Source organism: Citrobacter freundii complex sp. 2025EL-00176, from assembly GCF_053309355.1.
The window spans coordinates 90894-107408 of the sequence record NZ_JBRYHT010000009.1; the positions used below are offsets into that span (position 1 = coordinate 90894).

General features: G+C 48.5%; 16 protein-coding genes, 1 tRNA gene and 1 pseudogene. 11 read left to right on the plus strand and 7 right to left on the minus strand.

Features of this window, described 5'->3' with window-relative positions; translation table 11 throughout:
• Positions 1-18: 18 nt before the first annotated feature.
• Complete coding sequence (locus tag ACVXHP_RS17130) at positions 19-1257, minus strand: MFS transporter (protein ID WP_110498687.1); 1239 nt, start codon at positions 1255-1257, stop codon at positions 19-21.
• 270 nt (positions 1258-1527) lie between these two features.
• On the opposite strand from ACVXHP_RS17130, the gene ACVXHP_RS17135 reads away from it, so the two are divergent.
• Positions 1528-2523, plus strand: a complete 996-nt coding sequence (locus tag ACVXHP_RS17135; protein ID WP_200007946.1) for a LacI family DNA-binding transcriptional regulator — start codon at positions 1528-1530, stop codon at positions 2521-2523.
• An 82-nt stretch (positions 2524-2605) separates the two neighbouring features.
• Entirely contained in the window at positions 2606-2998 is a 393-nt protein-coding gene (locus ACVXHP_RS17140) for a VOC family protein (RefSeq protein ID WP_304696720.1), read from the plus strand.
• A 240-nt stretch (positions 2999-3238) separates the two neighbouring features.
• Here the strand turns inward: ACVXHP_RS17140 and ACVXHP_RS17145 are convergent, their stop codons facing one another.
• Genes ACVXHP_RS17145 through ACVXHP_RS17165 form a run of 5 tightly spaced genes read right to left on the minus strand, consistent with a single transcriptional unit; the run spans position 3239 to position 9172 of the window.
• A complete protein-coding gene (locus tag ACVXHP_RS17145) occupies positions 3239-3973 on the minus strand; it encodes a fimbrial assembly chaperone (protein WP_447571880.1) in 735 nt (244 codons plus the stop codon).
• Complete coding sequence (gene stbD, locus ACVXHP_RS17150; RefSeq protein WP_447571881.1) at positions 3939-5273, minus strand: fimbrial usher protein StbD; 1335 nt, start codon at positions 5271-5273, stop codon at positions 3939-3941. The genes ACVXHP_RS17145 and stbD overlap by 35 nt, the downstream gene beginning before the upstream one ends.
• Before the next feature lie 4 nt (positions 5274-5277).
• The gene (locus ACVXHP_RS17155; protein ID WP_447571882.1) at positions 5278-7833 is read right to left on the minus strand and encodes a fimbrial outer membrane usher protein; all 2556 of its coding nucleotides are present in this window, start codon (positions 7831-7833) and stop codon (positions 5278-5280) included.
• Positions 7817-8575: a fimbria/pilus periplasmic chaperone gene (locus ACVXHP_RS17160; RefSeq protein ID WP_200007956.1), complete on the minus strand. Its 759-nt coding sequence runs from the start codon at positions 8573-8575 to the stop codon at positions 7817-7819. Before ACVXHP_RS17160 ends, ACVXHP_RS17155 begins: the two co-directional genes overlap by 17 nt.
• A 60-nt stretch (positions 8576-8635) precedes the next feature.
• Positions 8636-9172: a fimbrial protein gene (locus ACVXHP_RS17165; RefSeq protein WP_200007958.1), complete on the minus strand. Its 537-nt coding sequence runs from the start codon at positions 9170-9172 to the stop codon at positions 8636-8638.
• A gap of 464 nt (positions 9173-9636) precedes the next feature.
• Between ACVXHP_RS17165 and ACVXHP_RS17170 the strand changes: the two genes are divergently transcribed.
• The 9 genes and pseudogenes from ACVXHP_RS17170 to ACVXHP_RS17210 form a co-directional block, all read left to right on the plus strand.
• A complete protein-coding gene (locus ACVXHP_RS17170; RefSeq protein WP_447571883.1) occupies positions 9637-10383 on the plus strand; it encodes a winged helix-turn-helix domain-containing protein in 747 nt (248 codons plus the stop codon).
• Between the two features lie 137 nt (positions 10384-10520).
• On the plus strand, positions 10521-10856 hold the full coding sequence (locus ACVXHP_RS17175; RefSeq protein ID WP_447571884.1) for a hypothetical protein: 336 nt from the start codon (positions 10521-10523) through the stop codon (positions 10854-10856).
• Between the two features lie 61 nt (positions 10857-10917).
• On the plus strand, positions 10918-12480 hold the full coding sequence (locus ACVXHP_RS17180; protein WP_447571885.1) for an EAL domain-containing protein: 1563 nt from the start codon (positions 10918-10920) through the stop codon (positions 12478-12480).
• Between the two features lie 56 nt (positions 12481-12536).
• A complete protein-coding gene (locus tag ACVXHP_RS17185; RefSeq protein WP_316128451.1) occupies positions 12537-13274 on the plus strand; it encodes a winged helix-turn-helix domain-containing protein in 738 nt (245 codons plus the stop codon).
• Positions 13247-13735 (plus strand): hypothetical protein, encoded by a 489-nt coding sequence (locus ACVXHP_RS17190; protein WP_447571886.1) that lies wholly within the window; start codon positions 13247-13249, stop codon positions 13733-13735. The genes ACVXHP_RS17185 and ACVXHP_RS17190 overlap by 28 nt, the downstream gene beginning before the upstream one ends.
• 201 nt (positions 13736-13936) lie before the next feature.
• Positions 13937-14473 carry an Ail/Lom family outer membrane beta-barrel protein gene (locus ACVXHP_RS17195; RefSeq protein WP_447571887.1) on the plus strand — a complete coding sequence of 179 codons (537 nt, stop codon included), beginning with the start codon at positions 13937-13939 and terminating at the stop codon, positions 14471-14473.
• 233 nt (positions 14474-14706) lie between these two features.
• Positions 14707-15063, plus strand: a complete 357-nt coding sequence (locus tag ACVXHP_RS17200) for a DUF4156 domain-containing protein (protein WP_200007972.1) — start codon at positions 14707-14709, stop codon at positions 15061-15063.
• 135 nt (positions 15064-15198) lie between these two features.
• Positions 15199-15804, plus strand: a complete 606-nt coding sequence (locus ACVXHP_RS17205; RefSeq protein WP_447571888.1) for a helix-turn-helix transcriptional regulator — start codon at positions 15199-15201, stop codon at positions 15802-15804.
• A 115-nt stretch (positions 15805-15919) separates the two neighbouring features.
• Positions 15920-16120 (plus strand): annotated as a pseudogene (locus ACVXHP_RS17210) (tyrosine-type recombinase/integrase); the annotation flags it as partial.
• 82 nt (positions 16121-16202) lie between these two features.
• Here ACVXHP_RS17210 and ACVXHP_RS17215 read toward each other — a convergent pair.
• Positions 16203-16278: transfer RNA gene (locus ACVXHP_RS17215), tRNA-Thr, on the minus strand.
• Between the last annotated feature and the right edge of the window lie 237 nt (positions 16279-16515).

A 16515-nucleotide genomic window follows, 5' to 3' on the forward strand; every position in this document is an offset into this window, starting at 1 on the left:
GTCTTTACTCTCAGTGCATTACACAGCGTTTTGCTGCAGAAAGGATGGCTCAGATGAAGACTTATTTGAGCGCAAAAGGAAAATTGAAATAAACGTGGTGCAGAACACCATAATGCCCATGATGAGATAGGACTGGGCGAAGCCAAATTTCTCATAGCTAAAGCCTGCCAGCGGGGATAATACGGTGCCAATAATGGAACTGGTGCAGGCAAATCCCACCAGATAAATCGTGGAGGACAGACGCTTGTCGAAATTTAGACTGTTGTATTTAAAAATAGCGACTAACAATATCGGTAGTTCAACAGCGTGAAGTAATTTAGTAATGGAAATAAGCAGCGGTCCTTCCACCAGCCCGGAAGCGATCATACGCATCGCCATCACCATTCCGGCGAATATCAGACCATTTTTGGCGCCAATGCGATTAACCAACCAGGGCGCACAAAACATGCCCGCCGCCTCCAGAAAAACCTGGAAAGAGTTTAAATAGCCAAACATCTCATTCCCTTCTCTTAATGACGGGAACTGTGAAGAGAAATAGACCGGAAATTGCTGATCGTAAACGCCGTAAATGCAGGTACCGACCACGAAGAATATCAAGGCCCAGAAACGTGGCAGAGTAAGCAAATTCAGCGCATCTTCCAGAGAGACTTTTTTAGCGCCGATTTCGAGTTTCTCCATGCTTGCCGGAGCCGCGACTTTTAAACGGGCCAACAGACAGAAGAAGATAATCCCGGAGCAAGAGGCCACCAGGAAATTAAGGTCCGGGTTAATGTTAAACAGTAGCCCGGCAAAAAAGGTAGCCACAGCCCAGCCCAGAGACCCCCACATACGTGCCCGACCAAACTCAAAGGTACTCTGACGCGCAACGCGCTCGGTGTAGGACTCCAGAACGCCGATACCGCCGTTAAATGTCAGACCGATAAACAAACCGCCGAACACACTCCCCAGCAAAATATTAATACTCAGCAAATAGCTAAATAACAAATAAGCGGGTCCGGAGAGGATCAAAAGCGCTGTGATGCACCATAACAGATGTTTACGCAAGCCAAGTCGGTCCTGAACAAAGCCATAACAAACCTGAGCGAAGAGTGCCGAGACGGATAGCACGGAAAAAATAATTCCGGTTTCCGACGCCTTTAGTCCCACTTCCTGATGAAGCCAAATAGAGAGAAGTGAACTTGATGAGGACCAGGTCACAAAGAAAAAGAACAGCAGCGCGCTAAGCAGCAGATAGCTGCGAGAAGATCTTTTATTCATCTACGTAATCTCAGGGAAATGACATACCAAGATGGTAACGTTAACATTTTATCGGTACACTTGATTTTGACGCGATAATCGATGTTAATCACAAAAGTTAACGTTAACATTTTTATGCCAGGATCAAGATCACATTTTTTATCGTCGCTTGCCATTCATCGGTATCGGGGTTCGGTGCCTGGAATAAATATTTGTCTTTGTTCACAACCCGTTAATAGATGGATTGCGTACAATACTGGATTGGGTAGTTAGTTTCTTTAATGGAAGACTATGGCATCTTTAAAAGATGTGGCCAGACTGGCCAATGTATCGCTAATGACCGTGTCTCGGGTGCTGAACGATCCGAAACGTGTGAAGCCTGAAACCCTGTCCCGGGTACAGGAGGCTATTTTACAGCTAAATTACGTGCCGGACCTCTCTGCCCGGCAGGTTCGTCGTGTCGGTTCCAGAAATAAAACGATTGGCGTGCTCGCGTTGGATACTGTCACAACCCCTTTTTCAGTCGACATTACGCTGTCTATCGAGGAAACCGCGCGCGCGTACGGCTGGAATAGCTTCGTAGTTAACATGTTTGCCGATGATAATCCTGACGATATTGTCGATCTGCTGCTCGCACACCGCCCCGGAGGGATCATTTTCACCACGATGGGATTACGTGAGGTGAACGTCCCTTCCAGACTTCTGAAGCACCCTTGCGTCCTGGCCAACTGTGAGAACAAGGGAGAAGCAGTTGCCAGCTATATTCCCAATGATGAACAAGGGCAATATACGGCAGTGCAGGCGCTATTAGCAGCAGGATACCGTCGCCCTCTTTGCTTGCATTTACCTGTCAACCATCTGGCGACGCGACGCCGCCGTCAGGGGCTCGATCGCGCCTGCCGTGAAGCCAATATTAATCCTGACGCGCTCGATCACTGCTATATGCAATATGGAGATGAACACTATCGTGATATTCCGGACATTTTGCTGAGATATATTGATCGGGGGATACCGCAATTTGATTCGGTAATTTGTGGCAATGACCGCATCGCATTTATGGTATATCAGACGCTGTTGACCCAAGGGATTCGCATCCCACAGGACATTGCTGTTCTTGGGTATGATAATCTCGTCGGGATCGGAAATTTGTTCTTACCCCCGCTTTCCACAGTCCAGTTACCGCATTATGAGATTGGGCGTTTAAGTACGTTGCATATTATCAACGGCGACAGCCACCGGGAGAAAGTTCTGGTCGACAGCCCCTGGCTGTTACGCGAATCATTCTGAACAGGCCAACAGACTATCCCATCTACGCCACCACGACGGGAAAACCTCAGAGACTCCTGGCATCATGAATATGAGGGAAAGTATGTTTTCTTACATTATGTTAGGCACCAACAATCTCCCGCGCGCCATTCAGTTTTATGATCCGCTAATGGAGCTGCTTGGGCAACCGCAGGCCGGGCGTAATGAAGAAGGAGCGTCGTGGGGAACATTTAGCGGCAACCGCACCGTTGGGTTGTGCATCGGCCGCCCCTTTGATCGACAACCTGCCAGCGTTGGTAATGGCACGATGGTGGCGCTGAATGCGCGTTCCGTCGAGCATATTGAGCAGTTGCACACCCTCGCGCTCAGCCTGGGCGGCGCAGATGAAGGCGCGCCGGGGCATAGACCGCAGTATGGTCAGGGTTTTTACAGCGCCTACGTACGCGATCCGGACGGCAACAAGCTCGCGTTTATCTATTACGCGAACGTAGTCTGAAGGAATCTTTATCCGGCCATTCTGTACTGGCAGAGATCAGCTTTACTGTATTGTGAAGGCATAGTGTTGCATCAACACATTGCTTATCGATCGGCGCTAAGTAGTCCGGTTAATAAAATCCTCAGTGAAACCCGCGTGGTTATTTCACTTATCATTGTCGATACTCAGTCCGGCCTGAACAATGCATGTGCGATGGAAAAATGCCTCAGCGCGGGGATGGATATCTGTGAAAAACAGCGTTCACCTCTCATTATGCATAATGGTTGCGGAATAGGTCCGCCAGTTACCTGAATCGTTAATCACCGCATAGTTTAACGTTGTCCCCACGACTGGAGCCTGAGAAAGTACGACATCACGCCGCTCATACGGCGCGAGCATGATGTTACCGATCGTGATTCCTTTTGTTGCCGTTACTGCCAGGGTCATGTACCAAGGCGTTGGATTGGTAATCGTGATGCCCTGAGAAGCGATACTGAAGCGCAGTTTCTGCTCATCATTACCGGTGGGTGCCTTTAAACCAGTCGGACGAATAAATACTTTCAACCGTAGCCGTAGGGGTAACACTAGCTTGCGGGTGGCGCTTTTCGTCGCACTCAGCTCTGGCGGTATCTGGTAAATGTTGAGCCAGAACAGACTCTCCCGATCCTCTGGCAGACTGCGGCGCGAGCTCAGCATCACGCGAAGTGTTCTCAACTCATCCGGCCGCATTTTAAAGACGGGCGGCAATACTACCAGCGGCGTACGGCTGCTATCAGGGGAAGAGGCTGTTTCTCCGGCGTCGGTCCAGATTTGTAACAGCATTGGCGTTACGCTGTCGTTTGCGAGCGTCAGCGACTGAACAATATCGTTAGCGGCGAATACGAGCCGGGTTCGGTCAATGTTAACCGCAGCGAACGGCGCAGAAATGACACCTGCCAGCAACAGCAGCGCTAATACCGCCTTACTGAAAACTAACCACTGCCTGTAACTGTGCATTCACGCTCCCTACCGTTACCGGTTGTCCGCCGAGCGCCTCAAGGGAGGCGGTAAAATCACCGTGCCAGACCTCCACCGAACCGCGGTCTTTTTTACTCGTTAGTTCGGTGAGCTCCTTATATCCATACCAGCCACGGGCGTGGCCCGTTCCGGTACTCATGTTGTCCGGCAAAAGGTTAAGCGGCGCACCGCCCTCATCGTAAATCCGTATTCCTACTCCGGAAGCCACGCCCTTTTCGCCATAATGCGTATCCAGCAACCAGGTCAATCCACCGCCGGTGGTCGTCAGGCCAAGGCGGCGCGCGGCGGCCACGGCGCCAGGTTGATTGACTAAAAAACCCATGGCTACGTTAGCGACACTAGTGGTGGGATGAGTCGAGGACATCGCGCCAGCTTCGCACTCCAGCGTTATGCTGAAAGGCGATTCGCTGCTTTCGCCAGAAGAGAGCGCCTCCCCTGTAATGGTAGGAAGCAGCACCGTCGCGGGATAATCTTCAATGGTGCAAGCCGCGCCGCGAATATAGGTGACCTGATTGTAGCTCCCCCACGCACCGGGCCAGGATTCGGGCCAACCATAATAACTTGAAGCATGATCCATACCGGCTTGAATGGCGGAGGTCAGTAGGCCTGGCCCCTTAAATGCGATATAGCCGCGCGGCTGGTTATAGGTGTCTTTGTTAATTCTGTCGCCAAAAACATAGTGGTCCGAGGCGGCGATTTTAATCATCTCATACAGGACATTACTAAATGCACCTGCAGGAATATAAATTGCGCGATCGTCCTGAAACCAACTATCCGCAGTAAGCTGGCGCTGCTTCCAAAAGCGGCTATAGTATTCGCCGGTACTCAGATTCGTCATGCGTACCGCGACGTTACGTTCCGCGTCATAGTAGGCTCCCTCCACTTCTTTCGCCCGACTTCCACCAACATAGTAGTTATCGCCGTTGGTTGAATACAATTCATACAGCTTCCCGGCGTCCTGCAAATCACAGCGGTACAGTACCTGCTTTGCCGTATAGGGCGTCTGAACGCCTGCAGTGAGGAAATTACCCACCGTACTGGCAAGCACGGTGCCGGAAGGCTGGAATTTATTATTCGCGCTAACGCTAATGACCGAGGGCAAACCAAGATGACCGATATTGTCATCAAAGGCGCCGCGCCAGAAGCGCGCGGTATAGCCTGCTTTAATCGCCGCCTGAGAAAGGAAACTATTATCCGTCACTTTAACGCAGTTAGCCCAGGGCGCAGTGCTGAAAAGCAGGGTAGCAGCAAGTAGCAGCGTTTGGCGAAGATAACACATGAGACTATTCCCTCTCGCAGGTCGTAGTAAGATAAATCACGTTTTCAGGCGAATGCAGATCGAACTGGTAGGGCACATGGCAACGTCGATCGGTCCCTTTTCCCCAACGCACCAGCAATGAGCCTGAAGGCGTGCTGATACGGGCATAAACCTGCCCCCCCTGCCCGACCATCCCAATGACGGCCCCTTCGCTGTTAATGACCTCGGCCCCCATCGGCGGAATACCGCCATCAGCCATTTTCACCGCGATAAGCACCGCTTTGCCGGTAATCGTGGAGAAGTTCACCCGCGCGATCGCGCCGGCGTAGGGAACAACTTGTTGGCTTCCCCCCGTCAGTTCAGCATCGCTGCGCATCTGGCGAGTATCGAGAGAGACGTTGTTGCGACGATACGGAGATAGCGCAGGTAAAATGGCGTAACCGGAACTGTCGATAACCGCTCCCTGACCGTTCTGCACTACTGCGCCCTGCGCGCCATCGGCGTGAATTAATGCAAACGTGTCGCTGGCGTAAGGACCGAGCGTCACGCCACCGGAATGCAGCACCAGGGTCCCGGAGGAACCCAGCGCCACCTGACGATAGTCCTTTCCCTGGTCGTAGCCCGCACGCAGCGCGCCAAAACGGGTGTTTTGCTGGAAATTACCGCCGAAAGTCGTCGATGTCCCTTCATCGCCATGGCGATAGCGATCATAGCCGCCATAGACAGACCAGGAGAGCTCGCTCTGCTCGCCACGAGTCCCGGTCATCGACAGGGTTGAAGAGTGATTTGCGCGAGACTGGTTATAGTTCATCGCTACGGATGTCGGGCTGTCGCCCCAGTCAAATGGAATGGAGAGAGTAAACGACAGCGTCGTCTCGGTATATTTTTGCCGCTGGCTCAGATCCTGCGGTTCGTTAACGCTGCGGTAGAAGCGGCCATAGTCCCAGGTAGAACGCTGCCTGGCGAGGTTGACTCCATAACTCACTTTTCGCCACTGGTTGCTATAGCCCAGCTGCAGCTGCGTGATCCGCGACTGGTTATGGTAGTAATCCGCGGTACTGGCGCTGAGATTGAGCGTACCCGAATGGCCTAAGGGCTGGCTGACGGTCGCAGAAAGGCGTTGACGTTCATGCAGCGTGTCGGAGTAGTAATCAATGCCGTTTTGCTCCTGTCGGCGTACGCCAAATACATCCTCCAAATCGCGGAATCCACCGGTTGAGTAGCGATAGGCCGCCAGCACCAGATTAGTACCAGTGGAAAAAGTCTTGCTATAGCTCAGTTCCGTACGCCAGCCCTGCTGGCGATCATTATGCTCCACTCGCGCGCCAGACCAGGTGGCATTCATACCAAATGCACCAAAGCGGGTCGCCCATACACCGCCGACCAGCCAGGCCTGATAATCATGCGCCAGCCGCGATCCGAGGTTAAGAGTGAGGTTATTATTCACCCCGTGCTGAAGCGTCCCCTCAAGAAAGCGGTTGTCGATGCGGTAATATTGGCGAACCTTGCCAAGAGCAAAAGAGTAGTGCCAGTTGCCAGGTCGCACCGAATCGGGAACCGCAGAATAAGGTACGGTAAAACGCGATACTTTTCCGTTAGCCTCAATCACGTCAACCTGCAAATCCCCCTGATAGCGGGTGTTGTAAAGATCATCAATAGAGAACGGTCCGGGCGGAACATGGGTTTCATAGATAACTTTACCCAACTGTTTGACGATCACCCGTGCGCTGCTTGCCGCCACGCCGCGCACCTCTGGCGCATAGCCGCGTTTGCCCTGCGGCCACATGCGTTCATCCGTGGCGAGTTTCATACCATTAAACGACAAGCTGCCGAATAAACTGGAGTCAGTGTAGTTATCGCCAAACGTCAGGATGCTGTCGATTGCGGCGAGTGGTCGCTGCACCCAGCTGCGTACGCGATTGTAATGCCAGTCGCTTCCGCTCTGATTGCTGTCGGCATAGCGCAGATTACCCTGATGGCGGAGCTGCCACAGTCCGATGTTGCTGCCAATGTTGATACCGCTCCACAAATACTGGTAGCGGAAGTGCTGGCTGGTGTTGTCAGTGTGGGTCCAGTTGGTGTTATGGCGTAAAAACAGAGCCAATGCACCGCTGTCCCATTGCGAAGGCGGAAGATAGCCGTGCGGCCTGTGCATCAACTCGCTCATCGGCAGCGTAAGCCTGAGCTGTAGCGTCGCGCTATCAAATTGCCATTCGCCTCGGGATACCCATTCTCTTAGCGGACGACAGCTATTTGGCGGTGCTTTGTCCGGGAGCGATTTTACCGAAGCGGCCTGCATCAGCGAGAACGGAAGGCAAGGCTCCGTGCGTTGTCCGCCATTGACTGGATTAAAGCGGAGCTTTACGCCGGATTTTAGCAGCGAGCCATTGACCATAACGTCAACCAGATACTCTCCGGCGGGCGTACCGGGACCGTTAACGCTCGCCATACCTTGCCCGTAAGCCGTCCCCTGCAGCAGAGAAGGATCAAAATAGTACTCTTCGCCAAATGCCTGACCGGTGCAGGCTACGGCTAAGATAACGAAGATATTTTTGCGACAGAATTTAACCTTCGGCGACATGATAACGCTCGCTTATCCTTGCTCCCTGGTCGTTAACCAACGTCACGATGACGGTACCGTTAAGCGAGTTGGCGCTGAATTTCCCAGGTATCCAGAAAGTACGGCTGGAGAAAGGTGGAATCATTTCGACATTGAGCTGACGTGATACACCACTTGCCGTCACGCTCAGATTGCTGAGGGATGCATACCAGGGCTGCGGATTGCTGATGACAATACCGGCACCTTTTCGGCCATTACGCACCACGGCGACGTGCAGCTTTTTAGCCAGATTGCCCGGTGAACCAATCCCTTCCGGCCGGTAAAAAAGTTTGATCCGCGTGCGTAACATCACCAGCACTTTATTCTGCTGACGGCCGCCAATATTGGCCGGCGGTACCTGCAACGCGTTGAACCAGAAGACAGATTCACGATCGTGCGGTAACGCTTTACTCTGGCTGTACACCACGCGCACCACCTGCCCTGCTTTTGGCTGGATACGAAATACCGGCGGCGTAGCGATAAAAGGAATGCCGCTCGCGTTCTCTGGCCCAATACGCATATCGCCATCGTCAAACCAGGTTTGTACGATGTAGGGAAAGTCATCGTTATTTTTTAGCTGTACATCGACAGAGGGTACGGTCGACGGATAGATAATCCGACTGCCTACAATAGTGACGCTGGCCCATGACGTGGCAAAGGGAAGGAGCAGGACTAGCAGCACCATCAGATAGCGCAGCCCTGAACGGGTAGCATCCTTTTTCATTGCAACAACTCCATTGCTATCAAAAGGGTCCGACGGCAAGCACCGGACCTCGAAGCGTTTTTACAGGTAGGAAACGGCGTACTGGAGAGTGGCTTCGACCGTACCAGCCGATGCCGCGCCGTTGGCGTAATATTGCGCGGTATAGGTGGCGCTGGCTTCCGTCTCTCCCGGCTTCAACTGCAGATCGCCTTCACCTTTGAAGCCGTTGGTCAGGTTGATAACTTTCTCAGCCGTATCGAGAATTTGGACTTCAACATTGGCGGCGTCCCCGGTATTTCCAAGATTACCGTTGCTGGTCACCTGGTTACCGACAAAGACGGTAGAGATTTTGGTCGGTCTATCAGCATTACTCGTACAACCAGTGAGACCAATATCAAATGTCACCTGACCTGCGGTATTTCCGCCTTTCGCCAGTTCTTTGGCACTCACCGTCGGCAGAATAATTACCGGTTTTGCCTGATTACCGTTAATCGCGACAGAACAGGTTTCATCGGACACTTCACCGCGAAAGGTAATGGTATTATTGGACATCGCAAACGTGCTGGTAGAAATAAAAAGTGAGGCTGTGAGCAAAGCCAGAGTAGTTTTCTTGCACATGGTCGTTTATTCCTTGATTGCTATTTACTTTCAACTAACGCTACTCGCTCTGCGAATAACACAGATAAAGCAAACGTCCTTTGGTTGAGGAAAAACAAAATAGCATCTCGCTGGGCGATTTTTATTGCGCGCCCGCTGTCACAAGGTGCATAGCCACTGACGTTATAACCCAACGGCGCTATCATGTTTTAGGGCTAATCTTAGAAATCAATTTTGGAAAAGAGCTTCCTCACACGCTGAATAATCCTTACATTTTTCTTACTCACCTGACGCACTGAAATTCATAAATTCAAATCCAGGTAAGGAAAATTCATAAAGCACAAATAACCACATGATTTAAAATGAAATTAACCTTCAACACAAATGTCATAACAAAAAACTGAAGTTCCAAAGCGGGATGAAATCCCTCCGCTTCATGTTAATATACAAAGCGACAGAGAAATGTATGAAAGATCGGGTTTGACATGGATGAGAAATCGTTACTAATAGATAAAAAGGTGATATTTGATAGCGCCAGAATGACATTAACCAACGGCGTTAAAATCATTAAAATTTCAGAATCGGAGACAAATTTACTCCTTGCGTTCTATCGCGGGATATATAAAAAAGAAGATATTATTAATTTTGTCTGGAAGAACCGTGCGGGTTGTGTTTCCGAATCAAGTTATTACAAGCTCATTAACCTGATGCGAAATAACTTTGATCTTGTTGGCCTGAATGCAGCAGATATTGTTACACGGCCCCGAATTGGCGTCACGTTATCATTGGCGTTAGATCCAATCGAAAAAGAACCTACGCCAGCATGCGAAAACCTCGGAGATGCCGCACGCGAAAAAGAGAGTCAACAGGCTCACATTACGGACGTTAAAAAGATTGCAGTGAAAATACGCCTTCTCGTCCTGACCATTATACTGCTGCTGTTAACGGGAAGTGCGATGCAATTTCAGCATGCGCCAGCGCAAAATAAACACAACAGCAGCTTCAGGATACTTGGCAATGAGGATGGGTACATCTTCTTTAAGATGGCTAACGATAAAGTGACATTTAAGGAGGTGGTTTCGGCTTATAAAACCCTGACGCTGCCACTATGTCGCCAGAACGGACATTATCTTTATTACCTTCGGGAGCCGAACATGAATCTTTTTTTGCAGTGTCTGAATCCTGTTGAAACGGCGGTACCTAAATGCATTACCATCAAAGAACGTTACTAATCATCCTGTGCGGTCTGCTCTGTGGATTTATCATCCTGGTAACGCAGATATATCATGGAGCCAGGCGCGATACGGAAGAAGTGCGTAATCTTATTTGCACTGCCAAATCAAATATTTATATAAAGCCGAGAGAGCTCATGCTGAACGGAACTTTGGTGCTGGACCTGAAGTCGAACCGAATTGCCATGCATTATGCCGTGCAGGATCAACAGCGGGAGCAGCGGTTATTCTTTCAGGATGTCGCAATCACTCCAGTTAACCGCAGCGGCATGAAAACCTACACCTTTCGGGTTAAAGCGGTGCACAGATTTAATTCTGATACGACAGGCGATATGTTTTCCTGGCTGCGTATCCTGCAACCGGCAACAGTGAATGAGCTGACGATAAACAAAATCGGTCAGAGAGCCTATCTTTTTTCCCTAAACCGGCAGATCTATAATTTCTGCACAACGAGTGGCAGCGCTAAAGCATAATGAGTGTTACGGCCATGGATACAAAACCGCAGTTCCATTCATGAGTGAGAGGCAAAGCCCAGTGAAACTAAAGCTATCTTTTGTGATTTATTCAGTGCTGGTGCCGCTGGTCATGATGATTGTATTAGCATTGCTGGTCTGCGTGCTGCAGTTTAAACAGGATGTCGCACTAAGTGCGAATACCTTATTACGTTTCAGTAACGATGTGTCAACCGCCTCATGGCGGGTCACTGCGAAAACCGTAAAAATAGCGGACAGGCCCTGTACTGAAATGCTGTCGGAGCTTAATCGTACCCGTGCCTTTACCCCTTATATCCGCGATATTGGTCTGGTGGAAAACGGCAATCTGCTCTGTTCCTTTGTTACCCGGGAGCAGGCGCACCCTTTTCCTCTGCCGCCAGGTAAAACGCTCCCGACGCCGTTACCTGCCAGATGGGTCCGCTCATTCGGCTTGATGGCCGGAGGACCAGGCAGACCCGCAGTGGTTTACACGGAGCAGGTGACGGCGGATAAAGCAGCGTTTGTCATCGTCGACTCTCGATATATTCAGGAATTGATGGATGTCCTGGCAGAGGAAAGAGCCGCCTTATTCAGCCTGCGGTTTGGCGAAGGTGATACGATTATCAGCCAACCAGCGCAGCGTGACAGAATAGTGATGACCCAGCATTTCGCCACCGCTGACGGAAAGATTTCGCTTGCCGTCGGCGCGCCTCTCACGACATTGACGGCTCTGTGGATGAAATCTCTACTTATCTTCATCCCTATCTCGCTTTGCTTCTCATTTATGACCCTTTTTCTTTACCGGCACTGGGCCCAGAAACGGCTATCCATGGCCCGAGAAATCACCCGCGGTATGAAACATGGGCAGTTCACTGTGCATTATCAACCTGTTTTTAACGTCAGCCGCGGTAATTGTGGCGGCGTGGAGGCATTAATGCGCTGGCCCCTTCCGGATGGGCGTTCTATTACACCCGACATCTTCATCACCGCAGCAGAAAACGAAGGCATGATTGTTCCGCTTTCGCGTCACTTATTTGAACTCATCGCACGGGATGTCAGACGGTGGCAGGTTGCCGAAGATTTTTATATTAGCGTAAATATTTCACCTGAACATTTGATGCATGAGAGTTTTATTGCCGATGTAGAGTCGCTACTCACAAGCTTAGGGAAACTGCGCCTCATGCTGGAACTCACCGAACGCAGCCTCATTATCCAACCGGCTTTAGTGTCAGATAAGCTCATACAGTTGCGTGAAAAAGGGGTACTGATAGCGATTGACGATTTTGGTACCGGCTACTGCTCGCTTTCTTACCTCCAACAGCTTCCGGTTGATTACCTGAAAATCGATCGTTCTTTTGTCAATACGGTTGATACCAGCGGCAGCGACGTGCCTATTCTGGATACCATTATTATGCTGAGTCAAAAGCTGGGGCTTAATATCGTCGCGGAAGGCGTCAGCTCAGAACATCAGCTATGCTATATCCTCGATCACCATGTAGGTTTTATACAGGGCTATCTTTATGCAAAGCCAATGAGTTCATCTGATTTTACGACCTGGCTTGATACGCATGCCAATGAGCAAAATGAAAGGATTAAAAGTAAAAACCTTTCAATAGATCGGTAGTCACTGAGGTAACATAATGGTTTAACCAGAACGACTCATTCTTAGCAGAAGGCCCTATGAGTAAAAAGAAGTACCTAATTGATAAGAAAGTCATTCTTGATTGCGAGCGGATGACCTTATCATGCGATCGCGAAAGCTTAAAAATTTCTGAATCCGAATGCAATTTGCTCCTTGCTTTTCATCAGGGGCTCTTTAAAAAAGACGATCTAATTGCCTGGGTGTGGGGGCGAAAAGGTGTGGTGGTTTCCAGTGCCAGCTATTACAAATTAATCAATCAATTACGCGGTTCGTTCGAAAAAATCGGCCTTCCCGCTTCTGCGATATTAACGCGCCCTAAGGTTGGCGTGACGCTCTCGATAGCAATCGAACCACTGCCTGAAGAATCAACACCCGCAACGCAAAATAGAGCCAGCGATATTGTTGCGCCAGTTGCAGAATCCTTGTCTGCCCCCAATAAATCCTCGCAGCCAGTTTCGAACTGGAAAGAATGGTTATTTTTAATCTGCGCAACGCTGTTCCTGCTGGTGGTGATTTATATATATAGCAAACGCCATCCAGACTATTTTTCTGAGCTGGGAACCTATAACGGATATACCTTTTATGGTGTTACTGAAGATAATCGTTCTCTCGATGACGCGGTGGGGGCTTTTTCCGAACTGAGTCAGCAAGTCTATAAACAAAACGGCAATTTTATTTATTATATTCGCGTTCCTAACACCAATATTTTTGTTCAGTGTTTGAATCAACTGAATGTTTCGGAGCCCAAATGCATCACTATCAAAGAACGGTATTAAGGAGCGTTACGCTGCTTATTCTCGCAGCCGCTTTTGTGCTGCTGATTTTACAGGCACGCCAGCAGCGCAATCCCTTGTTAGTTACCGATTCATTTTTATGTACCACCAAAACGGTAACGTCAGTCCTGCCTGGAAATTTCCTCGCTGACGGCAATATCGTCCTCGATTTCAAAAACAAACGTATTACTCTGCAATATGACATCATCACCAAAGAGCAGATAAAAAAAGTGTTGTATCGCGATGTGTATATGAAGAACCTACAAATGCCGGGGCCTGGCATTTATACATTTGATGTCGATTCGGTAAAAGTATTTTCTACTGACACAGCAGGTGATTTTTTAGCACATTTTCGACTCTTGCATCCTGATGCCGCCAATGAAATACGAGTCACTATGGTCGGTGAAAACACCTACTTGTACTCCATAAATCGACAAATATATAACGTATGCACTGCGCAATGAACAAAACAACTCCGATTATAAATTCATATATATCAATAAGTTACCACGTCTTACTTTTTTCTGAAATTGTCGGTAAAATTTATGTAAGACCATTTTCATAACATTACTCAACTTTTCTGGTTATATTGCTGCCGCAATCATCCTTCTACGGCCATTGCTTATATAAGCATTGATATTTTCATGAACAACAAGGAGCTTAAGATGCAGCGTGTTTTTTCGTCATGGATTATGGCAGCACTATTAACTTTTCCCTCATTAGCCTTAGCGATGGGAAATCACACCCTCTCGCTTGGCTATGCCCAAACACATCTTAGCGCGTTAAACAAATCGGCAAGTAAAGATCTTCACGGTCTCAATCTAAAATATCGTTATGAGTTTAATTCTGATTGGGGAATTTTGACCTCTCTCACCGCAACTCGTCATGACGTACAAAATTACAGTTGGGATGCAGGAAAGTTGCATAAAGATGGAGATAACACAACTAGTTATAGTTCGTTGATGATAGGACCAACCTACCGAATTAATGACTATGTTAGTTTATATGGAAATGTAGGCATGGCAGGAATGAAGATCAAGAACCATGATAATCAGTCTTCTTCAGAAGATGCTTTTGCCTATGGTGCAGGTCTTATGTTAAATCCACTTGCTAATCTTTCCCTGGATCTTTCTTGGGAAACAGCTAAGTTACTTTTCGTTGATACAAACACATTTGGCGTAAGCGTAGGGTACCGTTTTTAATAATTAAAGAAGCCTCAGTTTATGGCAAGGAACTCCTACACCCAAAAATAGAGTCTCATATTTATAGAAAAATCATTATAATTTATTTAAATTTTGTATGAAATTATCCTTATGATCCATACTCCTTAAAATCCCGGGGTAGGACAATTTATTACCAGTACGATGTGCCTCAACACCCGACAATTTTAGCAGCATATTGGATTATTTTTAGCTAAATTTATTAAGGAGCTAACATGAAAAAAAAATTAGTTTTTCTAACTTCTCTTATGCTAACAGCTTGCAGTGCTAATTCACTACAGCACGGCGCTGAGGGTGTGCGTGTAACACATAACGAACCGGATGCCTCATGCACCTATTTAGGTGATGTAACCGGTAGCCAGGGAAATTTTTTCACGGGTGGATGGACATCAAACAGCAACCTGGAAACGGGGGCCCGTAACGACCTAAAAAATAAAGCCTGGAGAATGGGGGGGAACGTCGTGGTACTTTTAACGCAAAGGGCGGGACAAACCGGAAGTACCTATCGTGGCTCAGGCTCAAGCCAGCAAACCAATGTGACATTGAGCGGTACGGTTTATCGGTGCCCATGATTTTAACAAAGCTCTGATTCTAACGCAGGTAGCGAAGCTGAAGCTACGTTACCTGTTTATTCAAGCGTTCTTTATTAACCCTATCGCGAAGTGATTAAAAGAGGTTTCATCGTGTCATCATCAGTATCGAGGAAGATGTTTAACGCTGACGGTTGTTCTCGTTGCCCTGTTGGTGATGTAAATCTGTTCGAGAGCGAACCCTATATCACGAAACAAACTGGCGTCTGGCCCGAGACAAATCCCTTCTTCATTGATTCTATTTATCATCTTATAAACAGAAATACAAAACTGTCCGAAGGCGTTCTGTTTGTTGACTTCAGTAGAGATAATATTGCGTATTTTATTAATGAAGACTGGATGGCGGGTTTAAAAAAAACGAGGATGCGCATCGTGCTGGTCATCGATCGTTTCATGAAACCGATCGCCCAATATTGGTATGCCAGGTATCCTGACATCGCGTTACTTCCCGTAGAGAGCGAAGGGATAACGACTTTCTTGCACAATCTGGAGCGTGTTCTGAACGGGGAAAACATTGCGCTCAATGGCGTTACCTCCGTAACAGAAAATGAAATTTTTGTATTACGTAAGCAGATCGCAGGAGAGTCTGCCAGAACCATCGCTTTTATTCTGAATTGTTCATTGAAGAACGTCTATAACTATCATTATTCTTTATGTAAAAAACTGGGGGATTTACCCAATCTGAAAAAACTATTTATTAACCATTTTCATCATTACTATTAGGAAACAGATTTAGTCCAGCTACCGAGGATGCTATTATTTTCAGCACACCGATTTCTCCATGCAGAAAACGTATACCCCGTTCAACTCCTTTTAGTTAACCTGCGGCTCAACGACTATCTTTCTCAAACATACTTTCAATATATTTCCCATAGTTGTTCACACTGAATCATCAGTTCGTCCCGATGGAAGCGGGATCAAAGAAGTCAGGAAAATGAGGAACGACGCGAACACGGCGTGGAGGGCGGCGTTAAGAGGAGCAGGAATTGAAAACTTCCGCTTCCACGATTTGCGGCACACCAAGGCAAGCAAGCTTGTGTAGTTCCGCTATCAGCGCCTCAGGAAATGGCACAAGGCATGTTTGTAAATCTGTTGAGTTTCGCGTGAAGCCGCTTGGTTACTGGTGCCGATAAGAGGAGTCGAACCTCCGACCTTCGCATTACGAATGCGCTGCTCTACCAACTGAGCTATATCGGCCCTGAAAAGGACATGTCCACGAATGTGAGCACGGGTAGAAGGTTAAAACTAACCGGGCGATGCGTCAATGGCCTTGCGAATCAAACGCCTATTTTTGCAGCACCCGGATTCAATTACGCACGAATCGTGTCGTTAATAGCTGCCATCAACATAAACAGTGGTGCAACCAGTACCCCGGCGAGGCTGCTGACGTAGAAAACAAAGTCCAACGGGAGCCGCGCATTCCAGGGTAGATAG

What these genes read in the sequence shown, in the direction of transcription:
- ACVXHP_RS17175 (WP_447571884.1), top strand. Translation starts at nt 10,521, where the DNA reads ATGCTGAACGGAACTTTGGTGCTGGACCTGAAGTCGAACCGAATTGCC.
- ACVXHP_RS17160 (WP_200007956.1), bottom strand. Translation starts at nt 8,575, where the DNA reads ATGAAAAAGGATGCTACCCGTTCAGGGCTGCGCTATCTGATGGTGCTG.
- ACVXHP_RS17205 (WP_447571888.1), top strand. Translation starts at nt 15,199, where the DNA reads ATGTTTAACGCTGACGGTTGTTCTCGTTGCCCTGTTGGTGATGTAAAT.
- ACVXHP_RS17140 (WP_304696720.1), top strand. Translation starts at nt 2,606, where the DNA reads ATGTTTTCTTACATTATGTTAGGCACCAACAATCTCCCGCGCGCCATT.
- ACVXHP_RS17130 (WP_110498687.1), bottom strand. Translation starts at nt 1,257, where the DNA reads ATGAATAAAAGATCTTCTCGCAGCTATCTGCTGCTTAGCGCGCTGCTG.
- ACVXHP_RS17200 (WP_200007972.1), top strand. Translation starts at nt 14,707, where the DNA reads ATGAAAAAAAAATTAGTTTTTCTAACTTCTCTTATGCTAACAGCTTGC.
- ACVXHP_RS17135 (WP_200007946.1), top strand. Translation starts at nt 1,528, where the DNA reads ATGGCATCTTTAAAAGATGTGGCCAGACTGGCCAATGTATCGCTAATG.
- ACVXHP_RS17145 (WP_447571880.1), bottom strand. Translation starts at nt 3,973, where the DNA reads ATGCACAGTTACAGGCAGTGGTTAGTTTTCAGTAAGGCGGTATTAGCG.
- ACVXHP_RS17190 (WP_447571886.1), top strand. Translation starts at nt 13,247, where the DNA reads ATGCATCACTATCAAAGAACGGTATTAAGGAGCGTTACGCTGCTTATT.
- ACVXHP_RS17170 (WP_447571883.1), top strand. Translation starts at nt 9,637, where the DNA reads ATGGATGAGAAATCGTTACTAATAGATAAAAAGGTGATATTTGATAGC.
- ACVXHP_RS17195 (WP_447571887.1), top strand. Translation starts at nt 13,937, where the DNA reads ATGCAGCGTGTTTTTTCGTCATGGATTATGGCAGCACTATTAACTTTT.
- ACVXHP_RS17185 (WP_316128451.1), top strand. Translation starts at nt 12,537, where the DNA reads ATGAGTAAAAAGAAGTACCTAATTGATAAGAAAGTCATTCTTGATTGC.
- stbD (WP_447571881.1), bottom strand. Translation starts at nt 5,273, where the DNA reads ATGTGTTATCTTCGCCAAACGCTGCTACTTGCTGCTACCCTGCTTTTC.
- ACVXHP_RS17155 (WP_447571882.1), bottom strand. Translation starts at nt 7,833, where the DNA reads ATGTCGCCGAAGGTTAAATTCTGTCGCAAAAATATCTTCGTTATCTTA.
- ACVXHP_RS17165 (WP_200007958.1), bottom strand. Translation starts at nt 9,172, where the DNA reads ATGTGCAAGAAAACTACTCTGGCTTTGCTCACAGCCTCACTTTTTATT.